Genomic DNA, 24,389 nt, shown 5'->3' on the forward strand with positions numbered 1-24,389 from the left:
GCCGCCCGGGGCGGTCACCCGGCGAACGACGGAACAGGGTTCGCCGGGTCCGCCAGCCATGGCCGGTGGACGCCGTCCGGGGTGACGGTGAGGCCGAACCGGTCCAGTCGTGGTGCCCCCTCACCACGCCACCACTCCAGCGCCCGGAAAACCTCGTCCCAGAGCCGGCGGGGGCCCGACTGGCGGACCGTGACCTTGGACTCCCCGTCGGTGAAGGTGGCCGACGCCCAAGCGCGGGAGCCCTCGGTCATATCGAAGAACCAGAGCACCGTTTCACTCTCGCCTACGTTGCGAACATGGGCGCATCGCGGTACGCAGAGCCCCAGGACGAACTGAATGTCCTGGAACCGTCGCCCCTCACCCAGGTCCGACAGGCTCACCGACGTTGCCGACACGGAAGCGTCTCCGGGGTATTCCCCGACGTGCCGGCCGAACCGGTTCCAGTCGAGGCGCTGAGCCCGGAGCTTCATGAACTCCAGCGGTCGGAGGAACCGCCCGTGCGCGCTCCCGTCGCCGGCGACGGTCAGCCGTACCAGCGCGTCCCCGCCGGAGTAGTGGGTTCCCCACGGAGCCAGGACGAGTCCGCCAGGGCGGGTCTGCTCGACCCACGCGGCAGGGAACTCTCGCACGCCTGCCGTGACGATCACACGGTCATACGGGGCTTCTTCCGACCGGCCGAACCTGCCATCCCGACAGACCACATCTGGGGACAGCCCGACGCTTCCGAGTGCCGAGCGTGCCCACGTCGCGACGGTCCTGTCCACCTCGACCGTGACAACGTTGCGGTCTCCCAACCGGGCTGACAGCAGACCGGCGTTCCATCCGGTGCCCGTCCCGATCTCCAGCACATGAGCCCCTGGAAACACATCAAGGTCGGCCAGCATTCGGGTGACGACGGACGGCATGCTCGCCGAACTGGTCGGCACGCGGCCTGGTTCGGGGCCGACATGGTGCCCGTCGTCCCACTGGATGGTGAGTGGTGCGTTCGTGTACGCCTCACGCTCCCAGCCCTCCGGGTCGGTGCGCCGGTCCACGGCACGGCTGGTGCCCGCGTCCATGTCGAACGGCCAAATGAGGTCCGGCAGGAACGCGCTTCTCGGGGCGGTGTCGAATGCCGAGCTCCAATCTCGCGTCAGGGCACCGGCGTCGAGGAGGAACCGCGCCAGCTCCGCGTGGGGGCTGGTGCGGTTCTCCGTTTCATGGTCTCGGCTCACTTTCGGTGGTCTCCGTCGCCTTCCGGTGCGCCGCCGTCCGGGGACGGCGGGTCCTGGGGCGGGGACCATGGCTGTCCCGGAAGCGGGTCTTCGGGGTTGTCCTTGGGCTTCTCGTGTCCACCCATTGCGGGGCCTCCAGTCGCGGTCGCTGCAGGTGTGAGCCTTCGACGCTAGGCGCGCACGGTGAGGAGCCTCAACGAATGTGCGGGGACTTGCACCCGGTTACTCCAGAGAGTCAATTGCTCTGGTGATCAGCGCATGTGCATGCGGGCCGTAGACGGCCAACTCGATCATCCGGGCGAAAGTTTCGTCATATGCGCGAACCTCGTTCGGCTGTGTGATGGTGAGGAAAGCGGAGACGAGTTCCACGTTCACCTGCGCGTCGTCGAAGATCCAGAAGTCCTCGACAGGCCAGAGTGCGGAACGGTCGGCCTCCATGGGGATCACACCGAGACTGACGTTCGGCAGCGTGGCGAGCGACAGCAGGTGGCCGAGCTGCCCGGACATGGTTTCCGCTCCGCCGATACGGTGCCGGAGGGTGCTCTCTTCCAGCACGACTGCGAATTGGTGCCGTCCCTCGTGAAGGATGCGCTGCTTGTTCACGCGTACCTGCACCGCAGCGGCCACGTCGTCGGGAACGGTGCGCCGGTCGCGGATGGCGCGCAGCAGGGCTTCGATGTAGGCGCGGGTCTGGAATGGCCCTGGGATCAGCCACGACGAGTACGCGCGGAAATTCCTCGTCCGCTCCCATAGGGGGAGAACGGACTCCTGGGCGTGCTTGAGCCCGGAGCGCTCCATGCGTCGCCATTCGACGTACGCACCCTCGATGTTGCGGGCCGTGGCGATCAGATCGGCAGCCTGGCCCTCTGCGCCGCAGAGATGTGCCCATGTCCTCAGGTCGTCATCGGCCGGGGAGGTGCGCCCGTGCTCGATCCGACTGCACTTGCTTTCATGCCAACCGGCCCGGGAAGCCAGCTCCCGTGCGGTCAGTCCGGCATCCTTCCGGATCTCACGCAGACGGTTGCCGAGGGCTTCCCGGGCCTGGCGTACGCTCGATGAAGACGTCACGTTCCATTCCGGTGTCGCTGAACTCAGGTGGGCTTGTACTCCTCGTGCGGTGTGGCAGCGTCCCAGATCGCCTCGAAGGCAGTCACACAGTGGGCAACGATGCCCGGTTCCGTCACCAGTTCTTCGCCGGTCATGCGTCCGTCGCCGTCGAAGTGGTTGAAGAGCACCTGTGACCCGTCGAACAGCCACAGGTCGTTACCCGGCAGCAACAGCGCGTTCGCTTGTCGGCGCGGCAGCCAGCGCACCTGTTCGCCTGCCTTGACGTTGTGACCGGTGGTCAGGTCGTACTCGTACCGGATGTAGGCGCTCACCGGCTCGGAGACGACGCGCGCACGGCGGACTTCCACACCGCGAGCGACAGCCGCCGACACCAGTTCGATCCACCAGGGCCAGCGCTCGGCCGGATCGAACCGGTGGCCCGCGAGCCACTCGGCGTACGCCTCGTCCTGCTCATAGCCGTCGCGCGTCTCCAAGTGGTACGCGCTGTACCGAGCGGCGCGGAACATCTCCTCAAACGTCGCTGCCACGACCGCCGTCCATCTCCGGGAAGAACTGCATCATGCGGGGTGGGAATTCGATCACTGTCTCATGCGGCGGAACATCCATCTGCGCCAGCCGCTCGGGATCGGTCACCCGCCAACCTTGCAGGACGTAGTTCCCGGTCTCGTCGTCCAGGTACACGGTCGGGGAGCCGTTGTTCGGGCTCTCGGGGTCCTTGCCCAACCGGTGCAGGGCCATGTCTCCTCCGGTTCCTCAGGGCGGATCGGCACTGATGAGCTTGCGCCGATCCGCCCGTGCCGCGCCATGAACTTGCACGAACTTGCGCAACTTCGCGAACCGCGTCATGCCACCGGAGCGCACCAGTCGCTGGAAGTGTCCGTCACTCCTTCACCCGCAACGCCGCCAACTGCTGCTCGAACGGCACCACATCGGGCTCCGCGCCCGGACGCGCTGTCCCAGTGGTGGCACGCGGCGCCACCAGTCCGGCCAGCTCGCCGCCCGCGCGGGCGATCCGGCGGGGGAGGGACGGGGTGACCCCGTCGTCCGGTGCGGCCCAGTCGTCGGTTGCCGCGTAGACGGACGTCGGTACCGTCACGGCGCGCAGGTAGGTGAACAGCGGCCGCATGGCGTGCTCCAGCACCAGCGAGTGGCGCGGGGTGCCGCCGGTGGCGCCCAGCAGGGCCGGCTTGCCCGCGAGCGCGTCCTTGTCCAGGACGTCGAAGAACGACTTGAACAGCCCGCTGTAGGAGGCGCTGAAGACCGGGGTGACGGCGATCAGGCCGTGCGCCCCCGTGACCTGCTCCATGGCCTCGCGCAGCGCGGTGCCGGGGAAGCCGGTGGTGAAGTTGTGGGCGATCCCGGTGGCGAGATCGCGCAGTTCGACCGTGGTGACTTCGGCGGCGACGTCTTCCTCGCGGAGCGCGACCCGCGTCGCCTCGGCCAGACGGTCGGCCAGCATGCGCGTGGATGACGGGTCGCTCAGCCCCGCCGAGACGACGGCCAGCTGGACGGTGCCCGTTCCCTCGGTGGACGTCATACGGCAGCTCCCTCTCGGTCAGCGACACGGGTCGCGTGGGTGGGGGCGTCGGCGACGCCTGCCGCACGCCGGGCGGCCATTTCCTGGCGCAGTACCGGCACGACTTCTTCGCCCAGCATGTCGAGCTGCTCCAGCACGGTCTTCAGCGGCAGCCCCGCGTGGTCCATCAGGAAGAGCTGGCGCTGGTAGTCGCCGAAGGACTCGCGGAAGGTCAGCGTCTTGTCGATGACCTCCTGGGGGCTGCCGACGGTCAGCGGGGTCTGGTCGGTGAACTCCTCCAGGCTGGGGCCGTGTCCGTAGACCGGCGCGTTGTCGAAGTAGGGGCGGAACTCCCGCACCGCGTCCTGGGACCTGCGGCGCATGAAGACCTGCCCGCCCAGGCCGACCAGGGCCTGCTCCCGCGTCCCGTGGCCGTAGTGCTCGAAGCGGTCGCGGTAGAGGTTGATCAGCCGCTTGAAGTGGTCCTTGGGCCAGAAGATGTTGTTGGCGAAGAAGCCGTCGCCGTAGTACGCGGCCTGCTCGGCGATCTCCGGGCTGCGGATCGAGCCGTGCCAGACGAACGGCGGTACGCCGTCCAGCGGGCGCGGGGTGGAGGTGAAGCCCTGGAGGGGGGTGCGGAAGCGGCCCTCCCAGTCGACGACGTCCTCGGTCCACAGCCTGCGCAGCAGCGCGTAGTTCTCGATGGCCAGCGGGATGCCCTGCCGGATGTCCTGGCCGAACCAGGGGTAGACCGGTCCGGTGTTGCCGCGGCCCATCATCAGATCGACGCGGCCGTCCGCGATGTGCTGCAGCATCGCGAAGTCCTCGGCGATCTTCACCGGGTCGTTGGTGGTGATCAGGGTGGTGGAGGTGGAGAGGATCAGCCGTTCGGTCCTGGCCGCCAGATAGCCGAGCATCGTCGTGGGTGAGGACGGTACGAACGGCGGGTTGTGGTGCTCCCCGGTGGCGAAGACGTCCAGTCCCACCTCCTCCGCCTTGCGGGCGATGGCCAGCATCGCCTTGATCCGCTCGTGCTCGGTCGGCGTCCGCCCGGTGGTGGGGTCGGGGGTCACGTCGCCGACGGTGAAGATCCCGAACTGGATGGGGGCCGTCGGGGTCGGGGTCGGGGTGGCCGTGGCCGTCATGGTGCTCGCCGTCCTCGGGTGGTGTCTTCGGGTGGTGCCTCGGTCGAAGTAGTTGACTATTGAACTACCTTTCACCCCTCTCAATGCGCGGGGGTTCCCGGAAATTCCGCCACCCGCACCTTGGCCTCGCGTCCCATCCCGCGCCCGCCCGGTGGTCACTCCTGCGCGTTACGTGAACGTCACACCGCGTGCTCGTTCGGGTGCTGCGCTGCTCCCTTTCGCCCGCTGTGAAACGATCGGATCGGGGCGCGCAATACCGCGGAAACCCTGTGGTGGAATGCTGATATGGCCCCGTGCGCCGGGGGACCCGAGCGAACCCCTCTGACCTGCAAGGATAGGCCCCATGGACAAGCAACAGGAATTCGTCCTCCGCACTCTGGAGGAGCGCGACATCCGGTTCGTCCGGCTCTGGTTCACCGATGTCCTCGGCTTCCTGAAATCGGTCGCGGTCGCCCCCGCCGAGCTGGAGCAGGCGTTCGACGAGGGGATGGGCTTCGACGGCTCGGCCATCGAGGGCTTCGCCCGCGTCTACGAGTCCGACATGATCGCCAAGCCGGACCCCGGCACCTTCCAGATACTGCCGTGGCGGGCCGAGGCCCCTGGAACGGCGCGGATGTTCTGCGACATCCTGATGCCGGACGGCTCCCCCTCCTACGCCGACCCGCGCTACGTCCTCAAGCGCGCCCTGGCCAAGGCGTCCGACCTCGGGTTCACCTTCTACACCCACCCGGAGATCGAGTTCTACCTGCTCAAGGACAAGCCGGTGGACGGCACCCGCCCCGTCCCGGCCGACTCCTCCGGATACTTCGACCACACCCCGCAGAACGTCGGCATGGACTTCCGCCGTCAGGCGATCACCATGCTGGAGTCCATGGGTATCTCCGTCGAGTTCTCCCACCACGAGGGAGCCCCGGGGCAGCAGGAGATCGACCTGCGCTACGCCGACGCGCTGTCCACGGCCGACAACATCATGACCTTCCGTCTGGTCATGAAGCAGGTCGCACTGGAGCAGGGGGTCCAGGCCACCTTCATGCCCAAGCCGTTCTCCGAATACCCCGGCTCCGGCATGCACACCCACCTCTCCCTCTTCGAGGGCGACCGCAACGCCTTCTACGAGTCCGGCGCCGAGTACCAGCTCTCCAAGGTCGGCCGCTCCTTCATCGCCGGACTGCTCACCCACGCCGGTGAGATCTCCGCCGTCACCAACCAGTGGGTCAACTCCTACAAGCGCATCTGGGGCGGCGCCAACCGCACCGCGGGCGAGGGCGGTGAATCGCCCTCGTACATCTGCTGGGGCCACAACAACCGCTCCGCGCTGGTCCGGGTACCGATGTACAAGCCCGGCAAGACCGGCTCGACGCGCATCGAGATGCGCTCCCTCGACTCCGGGGCCAACCCCTACCTCGCCTACGCCGTGCTGCTCGCCGCCGGCCTCAAGGGCATCGAGGAGGGGTACGAGCTGCCTGCCGGGGCCGACGACGACGTATGGGCCCTCTCCGACGCGGAGCGGCGCGCCATGGGCATCGAGCCGCTCCCGCAGAACCTCGGCGAGGCCATCCACCTCATGGAGCGCAGCGAACTGGTCGCCCAGACCTTGGGCGAGCACGTTTTCGACTTCTTCCTGCGGAACAAGAAGCAGGAGTGGGAGGAGTACCGCAGCGAGGTCACCGCCTTCGAGCTGCGCAAGAGCCTGCCGGTGCTGTAGGCCCCTGCCCTGCGCCTTCGGTCTTCACCGTTTCGCGGGGCTCAGCCCCCGACCCGTGCTCCGCACGTTCCGGAGGGGCTACGTTGTAGTCCCTCCCGGGGTGCGGGGCCTCACCCGAGGAGACGGGCGGCGCCGGGCCGGGACCGCCGGGAACCCGGTTCCCCGGGACCCCGGGAAGGAGGAACAAGAGGAGTGAGCGTGACACCAGACGGGCGGCGGGGCACCCGGTACGGGCGACTGTTGCGGCACGGTTTCACGGACCCGGAGACCGCCGCGCGCCTCCTCGACAGCCCTCCCCTCGCCCCCGTCCGCGACGACGCCCTCTTCCTCGACGCGCTCGGCGCCACCGCGGACCCCGACCTCGCGCTCCTCGGCCTCGTCCGGCTCACCGAAGCCCTCGAAGCGCTCGACAAGGAAGCCCAGCCGCTCCTCGACACCCTCCTGACGGCCAAGCCGCTGCGCGACCGGCTGCTCGGCGTGCTCGGCGCCTCCGACGCGCTGGCCGACCACCTCGCCGGCCACCCGCACGACTGGGAGGCGCTGGTCACCTACGAGTCGGCCGATCTGCACCCGGGAGTGGAAGAGTTCGAGGCGGCCCTGGCCGACGCCGACAGCCCCGACGCGCTGCGCGTCGCCTACCGCAGGGCCGTGCTGTCCATCGCGGCCCGCGACGTCTGCGGCACCAGCGACCTCTCCCAGACCGCAGCCGAACTCGCCGACCTGGCGACGGCCACCCTGCGCCGGGCGCTGGCCATCGCCGAGAAAGAGGCACCCGAGGACGCGGCCGCCTGCCGGCTCGCCGTCATCGCCATGGGCAAGGCGGGCGGCCACGAACTCAACTACGTCTCCGACGTGGACGTCATCTTCGTCGCCGAACCCGCCGCCACCGGCCGGAGCACCGAATCCGCCGACGAGCACGAGCGGGCCGTCAAGGCCGCCACCCGGCTGGCCGCGCACATGATGCGGATCTGCTCCGACACCACCGCCGAGGGCACCATCTGGCCCGTCGACGCCAACCTGCGCCCCGAGGGCCGCAACGGGCCCCTCGTCCGCACCCTCAGCAGCCACCTCGCCTACTACCAGCGCTGGGCCAAGACCTGGGAGTTCCAGGCGCTGCTCAAGGCCCGTCCGGTCGCGGGCGACGCCGTGCTGGGGTACGAGTACGTGGACGCCGTCGCGCCGATGGTCTGGCAGGCCGCCGAACGCGAGAACTTCGTCACCGACGTCCAGCAGATGCGCCGCCGCGTGGTCGCCAGCATCCCCGCAGCCCAGCTCGACCGCGAACTGAAGCTGGGCCCCGGCGGACTGCGCGACGTCGAATTCGCCGTCCAGCTCCTCCAACTCGTCCACGGCCGCAGCGACACCTCACTGCGCAGCCCCACCACCCTGGAAGCCCTCGACGCGCTGGCCGCCGGCGGCTACGTCGGCCGCCAGGACGCGGCAGCCCTGGACGCCGCCTACCGCTTCCTGCGCACCATGGAGCACCGCATCCAGCTCCACCAGTTGCGCCGCACCCATCTGATGCCCGAGGCCGAGGCCGACCAGCGCCGCCTCGGCCGCTCGCTGGGCTACCGCAGCGAGCCCGTCACCGAACTGCACAAAGCCTGGCGGCGGCACGCCTCGGCCGTACGGCGGCTCCACGAGAAGCTGTTCTACCGGCCGCTGCTGGACGCCGTCGCCCAGCTGGAGGCCGGGCACGAACGCCTCTCGCCGCAGGCAGCCCGACAGCGCCTGGAAGCCCTCGGCTACGCCGACCCCGCCTCCGCGCTGCGCCACCTGGAGGCGCTGGCCTCCGGCGTCAGCCGCAAGGCCGCCATCCAGCGCACCCTGCTGCCCGTACTGCTCGGCTGGTTCGCGGACTCCGCCGACCCGGACGCCGGCCTCCTCGGCTTCCGCAAGGTCTCCGACGCGCTCGGCAAATCACCCTGGTACCTGCGGCTGCTGCGCGACGAGGGCGCCGCAGCCGAGAACCTCGCCCGTGTGCTGTCGGCCGGACGCCTCGCGCCCGACCTGCTGCTGCGCGCCCCCGAGGCCGTCGCGCTGCTCGGTGACGAGAACGGGCTGCGGCCCCGTTCGCGGGCCGCGCTCACCCAGGAGACGCTGGCCGCCGTGGGCCGCGCCGACGGTGCCGAAGCCGCCGTCGCGGCGGCGCGTGGAGTGCGCCGCCGGGAGCTGTTCCGCACCGCGGCGGCCGACCTGATCGGCGCGTACGGCACCGAGGACGTCGCCCAGCAGGAGCCGGGCGAGGCACTGGACCGGGTCGGCAACGCGCTCACCGACCTCAACGCCGCAACCCTGGCGGGTGCGCTGCGCGCCGCCGTACGCCAGCAGTGGGGCGACGAGCTGCCCACCCGGTTCGCCGTCATCGGCGTCGGCCGGTTCGGCGGCCGCGAGATGGGCTACGGCTCCGACGCCGATGTCCTGTTCGTGCACGAGCCCCGGGAGGGCGTCAGCGAGCACGAGGCGGGCAAGGCCGCCTTCGCGGTCGCCACCGAGATGCGGCGGCTGCTGCAGCTGCCGACCTCCGACCCGCCGCTGATCATCGACGCCGACCTGCGCCCCGAGGGCAAGTCCGGCGCGCTGGCGCGCTCGCTGAGCTCGTACGCCGCCTACTACGAGCGCTGGTCCGTGGTCTGGGAGAGCCAGGCCCTGCTGCGCGCCGAATACGTCGCCGGCGACGCGGGGCTCGCGGAGCGGTTCATCGAGCTGATCGATCCTCTGCGGTACCCCGCGGGCGGCCTGAGCGATGACGCCGAGCGCGAGATCCGCCGGCTGAAGGCGCGGATGGAGAGCGAACGGCTGCCGCGGGGTGCCGACCCCACGACCCATGCCAAGCTGGGCCGTGGAGGGCTCACCGACGTCGAGTGGACCGTGCAATTGATGCAGCTCAGGCACGGCGCTGAGCTCACTTCCTTGCGGACCACCCGTACGCGGGCCGCGCTGGCCGCCGCGCGGGACGCTTCGCTGATCGGCGCCGATGACGCGGATGTGCTCGATGAGGCGTGGGTGCTGGCTTCGCGGGTGCGCAACGCCGTGATGCTTGTGAGGGGGCGGCCGGGTGACACGTTTCCCTCAGAGTCGAGGGAGCTCGCTGCGGTGGGGCGGTATCTCGGGTATGAGCCGGGGCATGTGGGGGAGATGCTGGATGACTACCGTCGGGTTACGCGGCGGGCGCGTGCCGTTGTCGACCGCCTCTTCTACGACGCCGAGTAGTCGAGAACCTCTTTCTTCGGGGTGCCGCGGGCCGGGCCCTCAACCACTCGGGGGAGGTGATACGGCAGGCCGGAGTACCAGGCCCAGGAGAGGCCGAAGCCGAAAGCGAGGCACAGCAGGCCCCCGACGGCGTCGAGCCAGAAGTGGTTGGCCGTGCTCACAATGACGGTCAGCGTGGCCAGCGGATAGAGCACTCCCAGAACCTTCCCCCACATGGGGCGGGCCAGCATCGCGATGGTGATCCCGCACCAGACGGACCACCCTATGTGCATGGAGGGCATGGCCGCGTACTGGTTGGACATCTGCGCGAGGTTGCCGGAGGCCATGGAGCCCCAGGTCTGATGGACCTGGACGGTGTCGATGAAGTGGCCGCCGTCCATCAGCCGGGGCGGTGCCAGGGGGAAGAGGTAGTAGCCCAGCAGCGCGATGCCGGTCGTGGCGAACAGCACCAGCCGGGTTGCGGCGTACCGCCCCGGGTGCGCGCGGTAGAGCCACACCAGCACGCCGATGGTCACGACGAAGTGCAGCGTGGCGTAGTAGTAGTTCATCGAGACGATGAGCCACGTCACACCGCCGACCGCGTGGTTGATCGACTGCTCGACGGCGATGCCCAGAGTGTGTTCGGCCCGCCAGATCCAGTCCGCGTTGCGCAGCGCATCGGCGCGCTGCTCCGGGACGGCGTTACGGATCAGGGAGTACGTCCAGTAGCTGACCGCGATCAGCACGATCTCGAACCAGAGCCGGGGATGCCGGGGGGAACGGAACCGGGCCAGGGTCCAGCGGGGTTCCGGGCGCCGCGCATCGACGGCCGCCTGGTCGTCCGCGGCCGTCGCGGTACGCGCAGCGGCCGGCTCCGCCGGGGCTTCGGTGGTGTCCTGCCGGCTGTCGTCTTCGGTCCTCGTCGTCGGTACCCCCATGGGGCGACAGTCTGCCAGACGGGGGGTGCCGCTCGATCATCCTGCGGTCGGGTCTTGCGCCTCCGCCGTCGTCCCCCCGGGGGAGGACCGGTGACTACGTCGCCTACGGGTTTCTCCTACGGGACGCGGTGGAGCCGCGTACCACCAGCTCCGGCAGGAAGACGAACTCGCTGTGCGGCGCCGGGGTGCCGCCGATCTCCTCCAACAGCGCCCGTACGGCGGCCTGCCCCATCGCAGTGACCGGCTGCCGGATGGTGGTCAGCGGCGGGTCGGTGAAGGCGATCAGCGGGGAGTCGTCGAACCCGATGACCGAGACATCGCCGGGCACCGCCAGTCCGCGCTGCCGCGCGGCGCGTATGGCGCCGAGGGCCATCATGTCGCTGGCGCAGACGACGGCCGTGCAGCCCTTGCCCAGCAGCGTGGTGGCGGCTGCCTGGCCGCCCTCCAGGGTGTAGAGGGAGTGCTCGATCAACACCGCGGGGTCGGTGGGGAAGTGCTCCCGCATGGTGCGGGTGAAGCCCTCGATCTTGCGCTGGACGGGCACGAAGCGCTCGGGACCGAGCGCGAGGCCGATCCGTTCGTGGCCGAGCGAGACGAGGTGGGTGACGGCCAGCCGCATGGCGGCGCGGTCGTCGGGCGAGACGAACGGCGCCCGTACCCCCTCGGAGAAGCCGTTGACCAGGACGAAGGGGACACCCTGGCCGTGCAGCCGCTCGTACCGTCCGACGTCGGCCGTGGTGTCGGCGTGCAGCCCGGAGACGAAGATGATCCCGGCGACGCCCCGGTCCACCAGCATCTCCGTCAGCTCGTCCTCGGTGGAGCCGCCGGGGGTCTGGGTGGCGAGCACCGGGGTGTAGCCCTGCCTGGTCAGGCCCTGGGCGATGACCTGCGCGAAGGCCGGGAATATCGGGTTCTCCAGCTCGGGGATGATCAGCCCCACCAGGCCCTCGCTGCGGCGGCGCAGCTTGACGGGGCGCTCGTACCCGAGCACGTCGAGCGCGGCCAGCACTGATTCGCGGGTGGTCGCCGCCACTCCCGCCTTGCCGTTGAGCACCCGGCTGACGGTGGCTTCGCTGACCCCCGCTTGTGCTGCGATGTCAGCCAGCCGCGCGGTCACAGGACTGGACCTTACCGGCCCTGGATCACGCTGCCCACCAAGTGCAGGAATTCGCCGGGATACGCAGCTGTCCCGGGGGCGCCCCGGCCTCCATGGAATCCCGGGACTCCTCCGGGACGGAGCACAGCAGCAGCTCCCCCGGTGCGGCCGTCAGCACCGCCTCGTCGCGGGTGTTGAGGAGACAGACCAGCCCGGGGCGGGAGAGCGCGAGCACCCCCTCGGGCGCCCGCAGCCACTCCATCGCGCTGTCCCCGAGCCCCGGCAGCAGCCGGCGCAGCCGCAGCGCCGTGCGGTACAGCTCCAAGGTGGAGAGCGGGTCACCGGTCTGCGCCTGTACGGACAGCTCCCGCCAGCCGGGCGGCTGCGGCAGCCAGCTCCCCGCGGGCCCGAAGCCCATGGAGGGGCCGTCTGTCTGCCACGGCATCGGCACCCGGCAGCCGTCGCGCATCCCCTGCCGGCCCTCGGCCGCCGTGCCCGGTGCCCGGTGGAACGCGGGGTCCTGGCGGGCCTCGTCGGGCAGCTCGGTCACCTCGGGCAGTCCCAGCTCCTCGCCCTGGTAGAGGTAGACGGAGCCGGGCAGCGCCAGCATCAGCAGCGCCGCGGCCCGGGCCCTGGCCAGCGAGCCGAGCCGGGTGCGGTGGCGTACGACATCGTGGTTGGAGAGCACCCAGGTGGTCGGGGCGCCGACGGAGGTGGTGGCGGCCATCGACTCCTCGATCACCCTGCGCAGCTCGCCGACGTCCCACCCGGCTCGCAGGAAGTGGAAGTTGAACGCCTGGTGCAGCTCGTCCGGGCGCACGTAGAGGGCCAGCCGCTCCGGGGTCGGGGCCCATGCCTCGGCGACCCCGATCCGGTCGGGCCCGTAGGTCTCCAGCAGCCGGCGCCACGAGCGGTGGATCTCGTGCACGCCGTCCTGGTCGAAGAACGGGAGCTGCTGCGCGCCGATCAGCCGGGCCTGCTCGCGCGGGCCGATGTCGGGCAGTCCCTCGGCCTTGACCATGCCGTGCGCCACGTCGATCCGGAAGCCGTCCACGCCCAGGTCCAGCCAGAACCGCAGGACGGAGTCGAACTCCTGGTGGACGCGCGGGTGCTGCCAGTTCAGGTCCGGCTGCTGGGGTGCGAACAGATGCAGGTACCACAGCGCGGGGACGCCGGGCACCTGGCTCCAGGCCGGGCCGCCGAAGACGGACTGCCAGTCGTTGGGCGGCAGCTCGCCGCGTTCGCCGCGGCCGTCACGGAAGTAGTAGCGGGCCTGCGCCTCGGGGTCGCCCGCCAGCGCGCGCCGGAACCAGGGGTGCTGGTCGGAGGTGTGGTTGGGGACGATGTCGAGGATGATCCGCAACCCGAGCGCGTGCGCCTCGTCCACCAGTGCCCGCGCTTCGCCCAGGTCGCCGAAGCGGGGGTCGACCGTGCGGTAGTCGGACACGTCGTAGCCGCCGTCGGCCTGCGGGGAGGCATAGAACGGCGTCAGCCACACCGCGTCCACGCCGAGCTCGGCCAGGTAGGGCAACCGCTGCCGCAAACCGGGCAGATCGCCCACGCCGTCGCCGTCGCTGTCGGCGAAGGAACGGACGTAGATCTGGTAGATGACGGCGTCCCGCCACCAGCCCAGCGGGGACTGCGGCGGACGGTGACCGGCCGGGGCCGGGTCGGAGTCGGCGGTGTGCTGGGTCGTGACGTGCTGGGTCACAAGTCTTCCCTATCGGGCGGGACCCGGTACGGGTCGCTAAGTGTGGCAAGCCGGTGTCAACGGTCACAACGCGGACGCGGTCATGGGGTTACGTGCCCCAACGAGGCCCCTCGCATCCTTGCAGAAAATTGCGGCAAGGTCTTTCCTTCAGGTGTCACCGCTGTTACGTTCCTCCGCAGCCGGGCGCCGCCACAGGCCAACAGAAATCGAGGCGCGCCCTTTCACCTTGCGGAGGGATCGGACATGCGGCGTGGCATAGGCGCCACCGCGCTGGTAGCGGGGCTGGCACTTGCGGCAACGGCTTGCGGCGGAGATTCGGACGGCGCCGACAGCAACTCGAACGGCAAGATCGAGGGCACCGTCACCTACTGGGACACCTCGAACGACGGCGAGAAGGGCACCTACAAGAAGATCGCCGAAGACTTCGAGAAGAAGTACCCGAAGGTGAACGTCAAGTACGTGCACGTCAACTTCGGCGACGCCAACCAGAAGTTCAAGAACGCGGCCGGCGGCAACTCCGGAGCCCCCGATGTGATGCGCACCGAGGTCGCCTGGGTCGCCGACTTCGCCAACCTCGGCTACCTCGCCCCGCTGGACGGCACCCCCGCCCTCGACAACGAGTCGGACTACCTCGCCACGGCGGCAGGCTCGACGAAGTTCAAGGGCAAGACCTACGCGGCGCCGCAGGTCACCGACACCCTTGGCCTCTTCTACAACAAGCGGCTGCTGAAGAAGGCGGGCGTCGAGGTGCCCACCTCCTTCGCCGAGCTGAAGAAGAACGCCAAGAAGATCAAGGACAGGACCGGCGCCACCGCGCTGTATCTGCGCGGCGACGACCCCTACTGGTTCCTGCCCTACCTCTACGGAGAGGGCGGCGACCTGATCGACACCGAGGACAAGAAGGTCACCGTCGACGAGAAGCCCGGCGTACAGGCCCTCGCCACCATGAAGGACCTCGTCGACTCCAAGGCGGCGATCACCGACTCCAGCGACGGCCAGGAGAACGGCATCAAGGCGTTCCAGGAGGGCAAGGTCGCCATGATCATCGACGGCCCCTGGGACATCGCGCTCGCCCGCGAGGGCAAGGAGTTCAAGGGAGCCAAGGGGGACAACCTGGGCGTTGCCCCCGTACCGGCCGGCAGCAAGGCGCAGGGCTCGCCCCAGGGCGGCTGGAACCTGTCCGTCTACGCGGGCACCAAGAACATGCGGGCCGCGCAGGAGTTCGTCAAGTACATGAGCAGCGCCAAGGTGCAGGCCCGCACCACGGAGGAGCTGTCGCTCCTGCCCACGCGGAAGTCTGTTTACGAGCAGCCGTCCGTACGCCGCAACGAGATGGTCAAGTTCTTCCGGCCGGCCGTGAAGAAGGCGGTGCAGCGGCCTTGGATCGCCGAGGGCAATTCGCTCTTCGAGCCGATTCGGGTGGGCGTCGACGGGGTTCTTGCCGGGGGCAAGTCGCCTGATGAGGCGGCCTCCACGATGGGGGAGAAGTTCCGCAAGCTCCTGAAGGACTACAAGTAACGGGCGCCGCCTCCAATGGCCGAGGGCCCGGCCCTCTGCTCCCTCTCGTTGTTGGGGGGCTCCGCCCCCCCCAACTCCCGGGGCCTCGCCGGACGGGCGTCGGGGGGCTCGCCCCTCGACACGACCTGTCGGCGGCAGCCGAAGCAACAAACGGGGCCCGCGTCCACAACGCGGCGGGGGCCCAGTAGGGGCGGAGCCCCGGAGACGAGTGAAAGGCTTCAACATGAGGCGGGTCAGAACGTGGGCGGCGAGACATTGGTACGCATGGGCCATGATCGCCCCGGTGACCCTGGTCATCGGGCTGATCATCGGCTACCCCCTCACCCGCGGGATCTACCTCTCCCTCACCGACGCCGACGAGGCCAACGTCGAACGCACCATCGGTGTGAACCACATCCCGGCGACCTATGAGTTCGTCGGCCTGGACAACTACAAGGCGATCCTGTCCGAGAGTGTCTTCTGGGACCGGCTGGGCTGGACCGCGATGTGGACGACCGCATGCGTCGGCGTGACCTTCACCCTCGGTCTGACGCTCGCGGTGATGCTCAACCGCAAGGTGAGGGGCCGCTCCTTCTACCGGGTGGCGATGATCGTGCCCTGGGGCATTCCCGCCTTCGTCTCCGTCTTCGCCTGGAAGATGCTGTTCAACGAGAAGAACGGCCTGCTCAACAAAGTGCTGGACGGCGGCGGCATCGAGGGGGTGCCGTGGCTGGGGGACCCGACGTGGGCGAAGGTCTCCGTGATCGCGGTCAACGTCTGGCTCGGCGTGCCGTTCATGATCGTCGCCATGCTGGGCGCGCTCCAGGCGATACCCGGCGAGCTGTACGAGGCGGCCGAGATGGACGGGGCCGGGCCCTGGCAGCGGTTCCGCAACATCACGCTGCCGGGCGTGCGTTCCGTCAGCAGTACGGTGATCCTGCTCAGCACCATCTGGACGTTCAACATGTTCCCGGTGATCTTCCTGCTCACCCGGGGCGGCCCCGAGGACTCGACGGAGATCCTGGTGACGTACGCGTTCCGGCTGTCGTTCGTCAACAGCCCGCGCGACTTCGCCACGTCGGCGGCCTGGGGCGTGCTCATTCTGCTGCTGCTCTGCCTGTTCACGATGGTCTACCGGCGGGCGCTGCGCCGCCAGGGAGAGGCGTGGTGACAACGAAGCCATGAGAACAACCAAGAGAAGTCCCCTCGCCTCCGCCGGTCTCCACGCGGGCCTCCTGCTGGGCACGGCGTGCGCGCTCTTCCCGCCGCTCTGGCTGCTGGTGACCTCCTTCAAGCCGGAGAGCGAGGCGTTCACGACGGCGCTGGTGAAGAACTTCACCTTCGCCAACTACCGGCATGTCATCGCCGACACCCACTTCCTCACCTGGTTCGGGAACTCGCTGATCGTCGTCGTCGGCACCACCGTCACCGGCGTGCTGATCGCGGCCACCACCGGGTACGCGCTCAGCCGGTTCCGCTTCCCGGGGATGCGGCCGCTGATGTGGGTGCTGCTGATCACGCAGATGTTCCCGATGGCCGTGCTGATCGTCCCGCTGTACAACACGATGGCCAAGCTGGGGCTGCTCAACCAGCCGGTGGGGCTGATCATCACGTATCTGACGATCGCGGTGCCGTTCTGCGCGTGGATGATGAAGGGGTTCTTCGACACGATCCCCGTCGACATCGACGAGTCGGGCCGGGTGGACGGGCTCAACCCGTTCGGCACGTTCTGGCGGCTGATCCTGCCGCTGGCCAAGCCAGGGATCGCCGTCACGGGGTTCTACACGTTCGTGACCGCCTGGGCGGAGGTCGCCTATGCGACGGCCTTCATGACCGGTGAGGAGAACCTCACGCTGGCGGGCGGTCTGCAGACCTTCGTCAACCGGTACGGCTCCGACTGGGGCTCCATGACGGCGGCCGCCGTCGTCATCGCCGTACCGGCGGCCGTGGTCTTCGGCTTCGCCCAGCGGCATCTGGTCGGCGGGCTGACCGCAGGAGCGACCAAGTCGTAGGCCGCGCGTCCGAAGCGGGCCCTCCCTTGTGCGGTCGGAGGTGCCCCTGACCGGCACCGCGGACCGCGGCTCGTCGTCGGCCGCTCGCGCCCACGCGGCGGAGCCGCATATCGACACAGGCCCGCGCCCCTTCGGGGGCGCGTCACCTCAACTCTTCAGGGACGACATGACTCAGCACAGCAGTGCCCCCCAGGCCGAAGGCGCCGTGGAAGAGGCTGCCCCGGCGGCGTCGCACGGCGCAGCCGACTGGTGGCGGGAGGCGGTGATCTACCAGGTGTATCCGCGCTCCTTCGCCGACGGCAACGGCGACGGCATGGGCGACCTGCCGGGGATACGGCAGCGGCTGCCGCACCTGGCCGAGCTCGGCGTCGATGCCGTCTGGCTCAGCCCCTTCTACGCGTCACCGCAGGCGGACGCCGGATACGACGTCGCCGACTACCGGGCCATCGACCCGATGTTCGGCACCCTGGACGATGCCGGCGCCCTCATCAGGGACGCGCACGCGCTGGGGCTGCGCGTGATCACCGACATCGTCCCCAACCACTCCTCCGACCAGCACGAGTGGTTCAGGCGCGCCCTCGCGGGGGACGCGGCCGCCCGGGAGCGCTACCACTTCGCCCCCGGCAAGGGGCCGGCGGGCGAACTGCCGCCCAACGACTGGGAGTCCGTCTTCGGCGGCCCCGCCTGGAGCCCGGTGCCCGGCTCGCCGGGGCTGTGGTATCTGCACCTGTTCGCGCCGGAGCAGCCCGACTTCAACTGGGACCACCCCGCCGTCCGCGACGAGTTCCGGTCCGTGCTGCGGTTCTGGCTCGACATGGGCGTGGACGGCTTTCGGATCGATGTGGCGCACGGCCTGGTCAAGGCGGCCGGGCTGCCCGACATGGGCAGCACCGGGCAGCTGAAGCTGCTGGGCACTGCCGAGCTGCCGTTCTTCGACCAGGACGGGGTGCACGAGATCTACCGCTCCTGGCGACAGGTACTCGACGAGTACCCGGGCGAGCGCGTCGGTGTCGCCGAGGCGTGGACGCCCAGCGCCGAGCGCACCGCGCTGTACGTACGCCCCGACGAACTCCACCAGGCGTTCAACTTCCACTATCTGAACACCGGCTGGGACGCGGCGGCGCTGCGCGAGGTCATCGACGCCTCCCTCAGCTCGCTCGGCGCCGTCGGCGCACCCGCCACCTGGGTGCTGTCCAACCACGACGTCGTACGCCACCGCACCCGGCTCGGCGGCGGCCACGCCCGGGGCCGGGCCGCCTCGCTGCTGATGCTGGCGCTGCCCGGCTCCGCGTACCTCTACCAGGGTGAGGAGCTGGGGCTGCCGGAGGTGACCGAGCTGCCCGACGAGGCGCGCCAGGACCCCTCCTTCTTCCGGGACAACGGCCAGGACGGGCTCCGCGACGGCTGCCGGGTGCCGCTGCCCTGGGCCGAGGAGAAGGACGCGGACGGCGGCAGCTCCTACGGCTTCGGCAGCGGGGGCAGCTGGCTGCCGCAGCCGCCCGGCTGGGGTGCGCTGTCCGTCACCGCTCAGACAGGTGACGCAACATCCACCCTGGAGCTCTACCGCACCGCGCTGCGGCTGCGCCGGGAGCGGCCCGAGCTGGGCGACGGCGCACCGCTGGAGTGGCTGCCCGCCCCCGAGGGCGTGCTGGCCTTCCGGCGCGGCGCGTTCGTCTGCGCGGCCAACACCCGCACTCAGCCGGCGGAGCTGGACTTCCAGCCGGGCGAACTGCTGCTGGCCAGCGGTTCGCTGACCCGGCACGGGGCTTCCGGCCGACCGGTACTGCCCGGGGACACGACCGCATGGTGGGCCGCCGGATGACCACCTCCCTCACCGCGCGCCTCGCCGACATCGCCGCACAGGCCGAGGTCAGCGAGGCCACGGCCAGCCGGGTACTGAACGGCAAGCCGGGCGTGGCCGCGGCCACTCGGCAGCGGGTGCTGGCCGCGGTGGACGTGCTCGGCTACGAGCGCCCGGCGCGCGCCCGGCAGCGCAGCGCCGGGCTGGTCGGGCTGGTCATCCCCGAGCTGACCAACCCGATCTTCCCGGCCTTCGCCCAGGTCATCGAGCAGTGCCTGTCCGGATACGGCTTCACACCCGTGCTGGGGACCCGGATGCTGGGCGGCGCGACCGAGGACGAGTTGGTCGGCCAGCTCGTCGAGCGCGACGTGTCCGGGATCATCTTCCTCTCCGGACTGCACGCCGACCTGACGGCCGACCCCGCCCGCTACGCCCGGCTGGCCGAGCGGGGTGTGCCGTTCGTCCTGATCAACGGCTACAACGACCGCATCCAGGCGCCGTTCGTCTCCCCGGACGACCGGGCAGCCGCCGCGATGGCCGTCGACCACCTGCTCCAGCTGGGACACCGGCGCATCGGACTGGCCGTCGGCCCCGAGCGGTTCGTACCCAGCAGGCGCAAGGTCGCGGGCTTCACCAGCGCGATGGAGCAGGCGGGGGCCGAACCGCGCATCCAGCACACCCTGTTCACCGTCGAGGGCGGCCACGCCGCCGCCGGGGCGCTGATCGACGAGGGCTGCACGGGCATCGTGTGCGCCAGCGACATGATGGCCCTCGGCGCCATCCGCGCCGCACGCCAGCGCGGGCTGGCGGTACCAGGCCGGCTCTCGGTGGTCGGCTACGACGACTCCGAGCTCAACGCCTTCACCGATCCGCCGCTGACCACCGTGCGCCAGCCGGTGCGCGCCATGGCCAACGCCGCCGTGCACGCCCTGCTGGAGCCGATGGGCGGCAGCCCGATGGCCGAGACGGAGTTCGTCTTCCAGCCCGAGTTGGTCGTACGGGGCTCGACGGCACACGTGCCGCGTGGCTGAGCCGGCCACGGGCCCTGGGCGCTGCTCCGCTGGGCGCTCCTTCTACGAGGACGGCACCAGCCCCGCCTCGTAGGCGAGGATCGCGGCCTGGACGCGGTTCTTCATCTCCAGACGGGCCAGGATCTGGCTGACGTACGTCTTCACCGTGCCCTCGACCACGTGCAGCCGTCCGGCGATCTCCGCGTTGGACAGGCCCGCGCCGACCAGGCCCAGCACCTCGCGCTCGCGCGGGGTCAGGGCGGCGGTGCGGGCCTGCGCGGTCGCCCGGCGGCTCAGCTGCCCGGCGGCCATCTGGGTGAGGACGTGCCGCGCCACGACGGGGGAGAGGTAGGCGCCGCCCTCGTGGACGGCGCGTACGCCCGACAGCAACTCGTGCGGATCGCCCGACTTGAGGACGAAGCCGGCGGCGCCCGAGCCGAGCGCGGTGGAGATGTACTCGTCCTCGCTGAAGGTGGTCAGCATCATCACCGCGCTGTCCTGGCACGTGCGCCGCACCTCGGCCGCGGCCCGCAGCCCGTCCAGCCTCGGCATCCGGATGTCGAGCAGGCACACATCGGGGCGGTGCCGCTGCGCCAGCTCGACGGCCTCCAGCCCGTCGGCCGCCTCCGCGACGACCTCGATGTCCGGCGCCGACGCCAGGATCGCCCGCACCCCGGCCCGGATCATCGCCTCGTCGTCCGCCAGCAGTACCCGAATCATCGTCTTCCCGCCCCCGCTTCCGCCCCGTCCACGGCAGCACGTTAACCCAGCACGGGCCCGGCCTCCCCGGCGGCGGGCCGGACCTTGACGAAAGTGCAGTGCACCGACGACCAATGTGCACTGCCTGCGGCTCCGGCCGCCGCCTACCGTCCCAGGCATGCTCACATTGCGCGGACTGACCAAGAGATACGGCGGCAAGACCGTCGTCGACGACCTGACGCTGGAGGTGGCCCCCGGCAAGGTGACCGGCTTCCTCGGCCCCAACGGCGCCGGCAAGTCCACCACCATGCGGATGGCCGTGGGGCTGGACCGTCCCACCAGCGGCACCGCACTGGTCCGCGGCACGCCGTACGCCGAGCTGGCCCATCCGCTGCGGGTGGCCGGCGCGCTCCTCGACGCGCGCGCGGCACACCCCAGGCGCACCGCGCACCAGCACCTGCTGGCCATGGCCCGCAGCAACGGCATCCCCACGCGCCGGGTGCCCGAGGTGCTCGGCGCCGTGGGACTCTCCGATGTCGCCGGCAGACGCGCGGGCTCCTTCTCGCTGGGGATGGCCCAGCGGCTGGGCATCGCCGCCGCCCTGCTCGGCGACCCCGAGGTGCTGCTGCTGGACGAGCCCGTCAACGGCCTCGATCCCGACGGTGTGCTGTGGGTGCGCACCTTTCTGCGCTCCTTGGCGGCCGAGGGCCGCACTGTCTTCCTCTCCAGCCATCTGATGAGCGAGATGCAGCTGACCGCCGACCGGCTCGTTGTCATCGGCCGGGGACGGCTGCTCGCCGACGGTCCCGTCACGGACGTCGTCGCGGCCGGCACCCGCCGCTCCGTGCGGGTACGCGGACCGCGGAACGGCGGGCTGGCGGTGCTGGCGGACCGGCTCGTACGCGAGGGGACCGAAGTGGCCCGGCCCGCGCCGGACGAGCTGTCCGTGACCGGCGTACCGCTCGAACGCGTCGGCGACCTCGCCCATGAGGAACATGTACACCTGTACGAACTGCGCGCCGAGGAGGCTTCGTTGGAGGAGGCGTACATGCGGCTGACGTCCCGGAGCGTGGAGTACGGCCAGGCGCCGCGCACCGGCGCGGAAGCGGGGGTGTGACGTGACCGAAGCACTCGCCCCGTCTCTGTCGTCCTCGTCCCCTTCGTCCCCGTCCTCCCCGCCACCGGCCGTCCGGCGTTCCGCCCGGACGGGGAGCGGCGGACTGCGCGGCGCCCTCGCCGCCGAGTGGACCAAACTGGTGTCGCTGCACTCGACCTGGTACCTGCTGCTGGGCGCGGCCGCGCTGACCGGGACCGTCGCCTCCGCGGCCGGTGTCCTCACCCACGACCCCGCCGCCTCTCCCGCCGACCCCGCCGCGATCGCCGAACTCAACGGCGTCGGGCTCGTCCTGGCCGCGCTGGCCATGCTGTCGGTGACGGGGGAGTACGCCACCGGAAGCGCCCGCACGGCGTTCTTGTGTGTGCCCCGCCGGGGGCGTCTGCTGGCCGCCAAGTACCTGCTGCTCGGCGCCGTCACCTTCGCAGCCGGACTGGCCTGCGCCGTGCTGGGCGCGGTGTGCGGCGCCCTGACGCTGGAGGAGAGCACCTTCGACGCCGGGGCTGTCTGCGGCCGCCTCCTCGCCGTCGCCGCCCACGCCGCGTTGCTGAGCGTACTGACCGTGGGGCTGGCCGCCGTGGTGCGCCGATCGGCCGGTACGGTCACGGCACTGTTCGGGCTGCTCTTCCTGCTGCCCGTGGGCCTGGACGTGCTGCCGGGCGGCGAGACAGCGGTGGACCTGCTGCCGGCCGGCGCCTCCGAGGCCCTGGTCCTCGGCGACAACGGCACCTATGGCTGGGCCGCCGCGCTGCTGGTCCTCACCGGCTGGAGCCTCGCGTCCGTCGCGGCCGGTACGTGGGTGGTGCGGCGCCGCGACGTATGACGGTGGCCGTATCAGGGCAGGACGCGCGGGCGGGCCGGGGAGCCGCCCGCGCGTTGCGCCGACAGCCGCACCGAGGCGTCCCGCTCGGCGCGTACGGCCAGGGTGTTGCCGCTCGCCTCCGCCGGACCGTCCACCAGGCCGCTGCCGCGTGCCCGCAGGCGGGTGGCGCTCTCGTCGGCGGCGGCCAGCACGTACCAGTTGCCCTCGGTCGACTTCCACAGCAGCCCCGTCAGCAACTGTCCGGCACGCGGGCCGCACAGGCGGGTGTCCTCGGCCCGGGACGTGACAGCGCCCGGGCGCCCCGGAGCCGCGGCAGACGGCTGGAACTGCGTCATCACCCGGGCACCCGCACCCCGCCAGGTCCCGGCCCTGGTGCACACCCACACCGCCTCGCCGTCCCCGTCCGGCAGCCACTGCCGCGCGAACTGCCAGGAGTTGACCGCCTTGACCCCCCGGTCGAGCACCGCCGGAAGGTGGCAGACCGTACGCGCCAGCCGCTTCCGGGCGGCGCCGCCGGTGGCGGGCACCCGCCCGGCGCCGTCCGTCAGCCGGGCCGGGGTCAACTCGCCCAGGTCCGTGTACAGCTGCGTGTCCCGCGCGGCGCCGGGGCTGCCGCGCAGCGCCAGCCCCGGCCAGCTCTCGCACCGGCGCGGCAGTGTCACCGGCAGCGGCACCGGCTCGGTGACCCCGTCCTCGTCGCGGGCCAGCGGCCGGCCGGCCGTATCCGCCGGGTCCAGCAGATCCACCTCGGCGGCCTGCCGAATCCACGGCGCCGTCAGAAACCGCACCTCCTCCTCACTCCGCGTGAGGGCCAGCGCCCCGGAGGCCACCGTCCCAGCGCCCGCCGTACGGGACAGCTCCAACGACACACCGTCCTTCGCCGCGCTCGAACCGCTGTGCGGGTCCAGCGGCTCGGCGTACCGCGCCACCCGCAGCCCGTCGTACAGCAGCACCACAGCGCGCCCCTCCAGCCGCCCCGCGTACAGCAGGTGCGGCGGCCCGGGCGGCGGCCCCTTCGGCGTACCCGGTGCCGCGCTCACCCGCACATCAGCGCGCGGCCGCGCCCAGGTCACCAGCGCCCGGCGCAGCAACGATTCATCGCGGGTCAGGGCCCCCCGTGCCGGCCACACGGCGAAGTCCACGCGGGAAGCCTGCCGCCACGCTGTGTCGCTCACCCGGACCAACGCACCCGGGTCCAGCGCCCGTTCCCCGTCCGTGCCCCGCACCAGCGGCGGCCGCGCCGCAGCGTCCGGCCCCCAGGAGTCGCCGGGCACGCCCAGCAGCGCGCCGCACAGCAGCGCCGCCACGAGCGCGGCCCCCGCTGTTCGCCAGTGCCTGCGGCGGCGCACCAGATCGCGGGCGTACCAGGGCTGTGCCGCACACAGGCGGCACTCCGGCCCCGGCAGCTCCCAGGCGGGCTGGACCTCCGCCTGGGTCAGCGCTTCGTCCGGGTCCCGGACCCTGGCGGCCCGCAGCAGGCACCGGATGTCCGGGTCCGTCATCCGCTCCAGATGCCGGAGGGCGTACGCGGCACGGGCGGGCGCTCGCCGGTCCGCGGGCCGGGCGAGCGCCGCGCGCAGCACGCGAAGTCGCAGCCACGCGTAGGCGGGGTCCTCGCCCTCGCTCTCTCCCTCTCCCTCAGCGGGCTCCGGCCGTGGCCGGGGTGGCAGTACCGATGCCGACGCGCACCGGCGGGGGAGCGCTCTGCGGGTGAGCGCGTGCGCTCGGCGAGGGCTGTCGCCCAGTACGCAGTATGCGAGTCGGACCAGTCGTGTGTAGTGCTCGACGAGGGCGAGTTCGGCCTGCTCGACGTCCAGCGTCCCCTCACTCACACCCTCAGAACGATCC

General features: G+C 70.9%; 20 protein-coding genes. 9 read left to right on the forward strand and 11 right to left on the reverse strand.

The genetic code is table 11. The annotated features are described in order from the left end of the window. Nucleotides 1-14: 14 nt before the first annotated feature. The 6 genes from JW592_RS04025 to JW592_RS04050 form a co-directional block, all read right to left on the reverse strand. Nucleotides 15-1,214, reverse strand: a complete 1,200-nt coding sequence (locus JW592_RS04025; RefSeq protein ID WP_307805277.1) for a methyltransferase domain-containing protein — start codon at nt 1,212-1,214, stop codon at nt 15-17. A 222-nt stretch (nt 1,215-1,436) separates the two neighbouring features. Further along, a complete protein-coding gene (locus JW592_RS04030; RefSeq protein ID WP_209263432.1) occupies nt 1,437-2,282 on the reverse strand; it encodes a helix-turn-helix domain-containing protein in 846 nt (281 codons plus the stop codon). A gap of 23 nt (nt 2,283-2,305) precedes the next feature. Continuing rightward, complete coding sequence (locus JW592_RS04035; RefSeq protein ID WP_209263502.1) at nt 2,306-2,788, reverse strand: DUF6879 family protein; 483 nt, start codon at nt 2,786-2,788, stop codon at nt 2,306-2,308. 4 nt (nt 2,789-2,792) lie between these two features. Next, a complete protein-coding gene (locus tag JW592_RS04040; RefSeq protein WP_209263433.1) occupies nt 2,793-3,020 on the reverse strand; it encodes a hypothetical protein in 228 nt (75 codons plus the stop codon). A gap of 142 nt (nt 3,021-3,162) precedes the next feature. Next, nucleotides 3,163-3,819, reverse strand: coding sequence for an FMN reductase (locus JW592_RS04045; protein ID WP_209263434.1), 657 nt, complete (start codon nt 3,817-3,819; stop codon nt 3,163-3,165). Next, a complete protein-coding gene (locus JW592_RS04050) occupies nt 3,816-4,901 on the reverse strand; it encodes an LLM class flavin-dependent oxidoreductase (RefSeq protein ID WP_209263503.1) in 1,086 nt (361 codons plus the stop codon). The genes JW592_RS04045 and JW592_RS04050 overlap by 4 nt, the downstream gene beginning before the upstream one ends. 385 nt (nt 4,902-5,286) lie before the next feature. On the opposite strand from JW592_RS04050, the gene glnA2 reads away from it, so the two are divergent. Together glnA2 and JW592_RS04060 are read left to right on the forward strand one after the other, a co-directional pair. Then, on the forward strand, nt 5,287-6,648 hold the full coding sequence (gene glnA2, locus JW592_RS04055; RefSeq protein WP_209240726.1) for a gamma-glutamylpolyamine synthetase GlnA2: 1,362 nt from the start codon (nt 5,287-5,289) through the stop codon (nt 6,646-6,648). 198 nt (nt 6,649-6,846) lie between these two features. After that, the gene (locus tag JW592_RS04060) at nt 6,847-9,861 is read left to right on the forward strand and encodes a bifunctional [glutamine synthetase] adenylyltransferase/[glutamine synthetase]-adenylyl-L-tyrosine phosphorylase (protein ID WP_209263504.1); all 3,015 of its coding nucleotides are present in this window, start codon (nt 6,847-6,849) and stop codon (nt 9,859-9,861) included. Here the strand turns inward: JW592_RS04060 and JW592_RS04065 are convergent. The 3 genes from JW592_RS04065 to JW592_RS04075 all read right to left on the reverse strand — a co-directional run bounded on the left by JW592_RS04065 (nt 9,846) and on the right by JW592_RS04075 (nt 13,585). Further along, on the reverse strand, nt 9,846-10,778 hold the full coding sequence (locus JW592_RS04065) for a phosphatase PAP2 family protein (protein WP_209263435.1): 933 nt from the start codon (nt 10,776-10,778) through the stop codon (nt 9,846-9,848). The genes JW592_RS04060 and JW592_RS04065 overlap by 16 nt on opposite strands. A gap of 103 nt (nt 10,779-10,881) precedes the next feature. After that, nucleotides 10,882-11,895 carry a LacI family DNA-binding transcriptional regulator gene (locus tag JW592_RS04070; RefSeq protein ID WP_307805278.1) on the reverse strand — a complete coding sequence of 338 codons (1,014 nt, stop codon included), beginning with the start codon at nt 11,893-11,895 and terminating at the stop codon, nt 10,882-10,884. A gap of 25 nt (nt 11,896-11,920) precedes the next feature. Next, a complete protein-coding gene (locus JW592_RS04075) occupies nt 11,921-13,585 on the reverse strand; it encodes a glycoside hydrolase family 13 protein (protein ID WP_209263436.1) in 1,665 nt (554 codons plus the stop codon). 243 nt (nt 13,586-13,828) lie between these two features. Between JW592_RS04075 and JW592_RS04080 the strand changes: the two genes are divergently transcribed. The 5 genes from JW592_RS04080 (at nt 13,829) to JW592_RS04100 (ending at nt 19,926) form a co-directional block, all read left to right on the forward strand. Beyond that, complete coding sequence (locus tag JW592_RS04080; RefSeq protein ID WP_209263437.1) at nt 13,829-15,103, forward strand: extracellular solute-binding protein; 1,275 nt, start codon at nt 13,829-13,831, stop codon at nt 15,101-15,103. Nucleotides 15,104-15,326: 223 nt separating this feature from the next. Then, nucleotides 15,327-16,253 (forward strand): carbohydrate ABC transporter permease, encoded by a 927-nt coding sequence (locus JW592_RS04085; RefSeq protein WP_209263438.1) that lies wholly within the window; start codon nt 15,327-15,329, stop codon nt 16,251-16,253. 10 nt (nt 16,254-16,263) lie between these two features. Next, nucleotides 16,264-17,094, forward strand: a complete 831-nt coding sequence (locus tag JW592_RS04090) for a sugar ABC transporter permease (protein ID WP_209263439.1) — start codon at nt 16,264-16,266, stop codon at nt 17,092-17,094. Nucleotides 17,095-17,260: 166 nt separating this feature from the next. Further along, on the forward strand, nt 17,261-18,916 hold the full coding sequence (locus tag JW592_RS04095) for a glycoside hydrolase family 13 protein (RefSeq protein WP_209263440.1): 1,656 nt from the start codon (nt 17,261-17,263) through the stop codon (nt 18,914-18,916). Continuing rightward, the gene (locus tag JW592_RS04100; RefSeq protein ID WP_229375105.1) at nt 18,913-19,926 is read left to right on the forward strand and encodes a LacI family DNA-binding transcriptional regulator; all 1,014 of its coding nucleotides are present in this window, start codon (nt 18,913-18,915) and stop codon (nt 19,924-19,926) included. The genes JW592_RS04095 and JW592_RS04100 overlap by 4 nt, the downstream gene beginning before the upstream one ends. A 42-nt stretch (nt 19,927-19,968) precedes the next feature. Here the strand turns inward: JW592_RS04100 and JW592_RS04105 are convergent, their stop codons facing one another. Continuing rightward, nucleotides 19,969-20,625 carry a response regulator transcription factor gene (locus tag JW592_RS04105; protein ID WP_209263442.1) on the reverse strand — a complete coding sequence of 219 codons (657 nt, stop codon included), beginning with the start codon at nt 20,623-20,625 and terminating at the stop codon, nt 19,969-19,971. 157 nt (nt 20,626-20,782) lie between these two features. Here JW592_RS04105 and JW592_RS04110 point away from each other — a divergent pair, with 157 nt between their 5' ends. Continuing rightward, a complete protein-coding gene (locus JW592_RS04110; RefSeq protein ID WP_209263443.1) occupies nt 20,783-21,721 on the forward strand; it encodes an ABC transporter ATP-binding protein in 939 nt (312 codons plus the stop codon). A 1-nt stretch (nt 21,722) separates the two neighbouring features. Further along, nucleotides 21,723-22,541: an ABC transporter permease gene (locus JW592_RS04115; protein ID WP_307805279.1), complete on the forward strand. Its 819-nt coding sequence runs from the start codon at nt 21,723-21,725 to the stop codon at nt 22,539-22,541. 11 nt (nt 22,542-22,552) lie between these two features. On the opposite strand, the gene JW592_RS04120 is transcribed toward JW592_RS04115, so the two are convergent. After that, complete coding sequence (locus JW592_RS04120) at nt 22,553-24,373, reverse strand: hypothetical protein (protein ID WP_209263444.1); 1,821 nt, start codon at nt 24,371-24,373, stop codon at nt 22,553-22,555. Nucleotides 24,374-24,389 lie beyond the last annotated feature (16 nt).

Source organism: Streptomyces spirodelae (assembly GCF_017676385.1).
In the GTDB taxonomy this organism is placed as follows: domain Bacteria; phylum Actinomycetota; class Actinomycetes; order Streptomycetales; family Streptomycetaceae; genus Streptomyces; species Streptomyces spirodelae.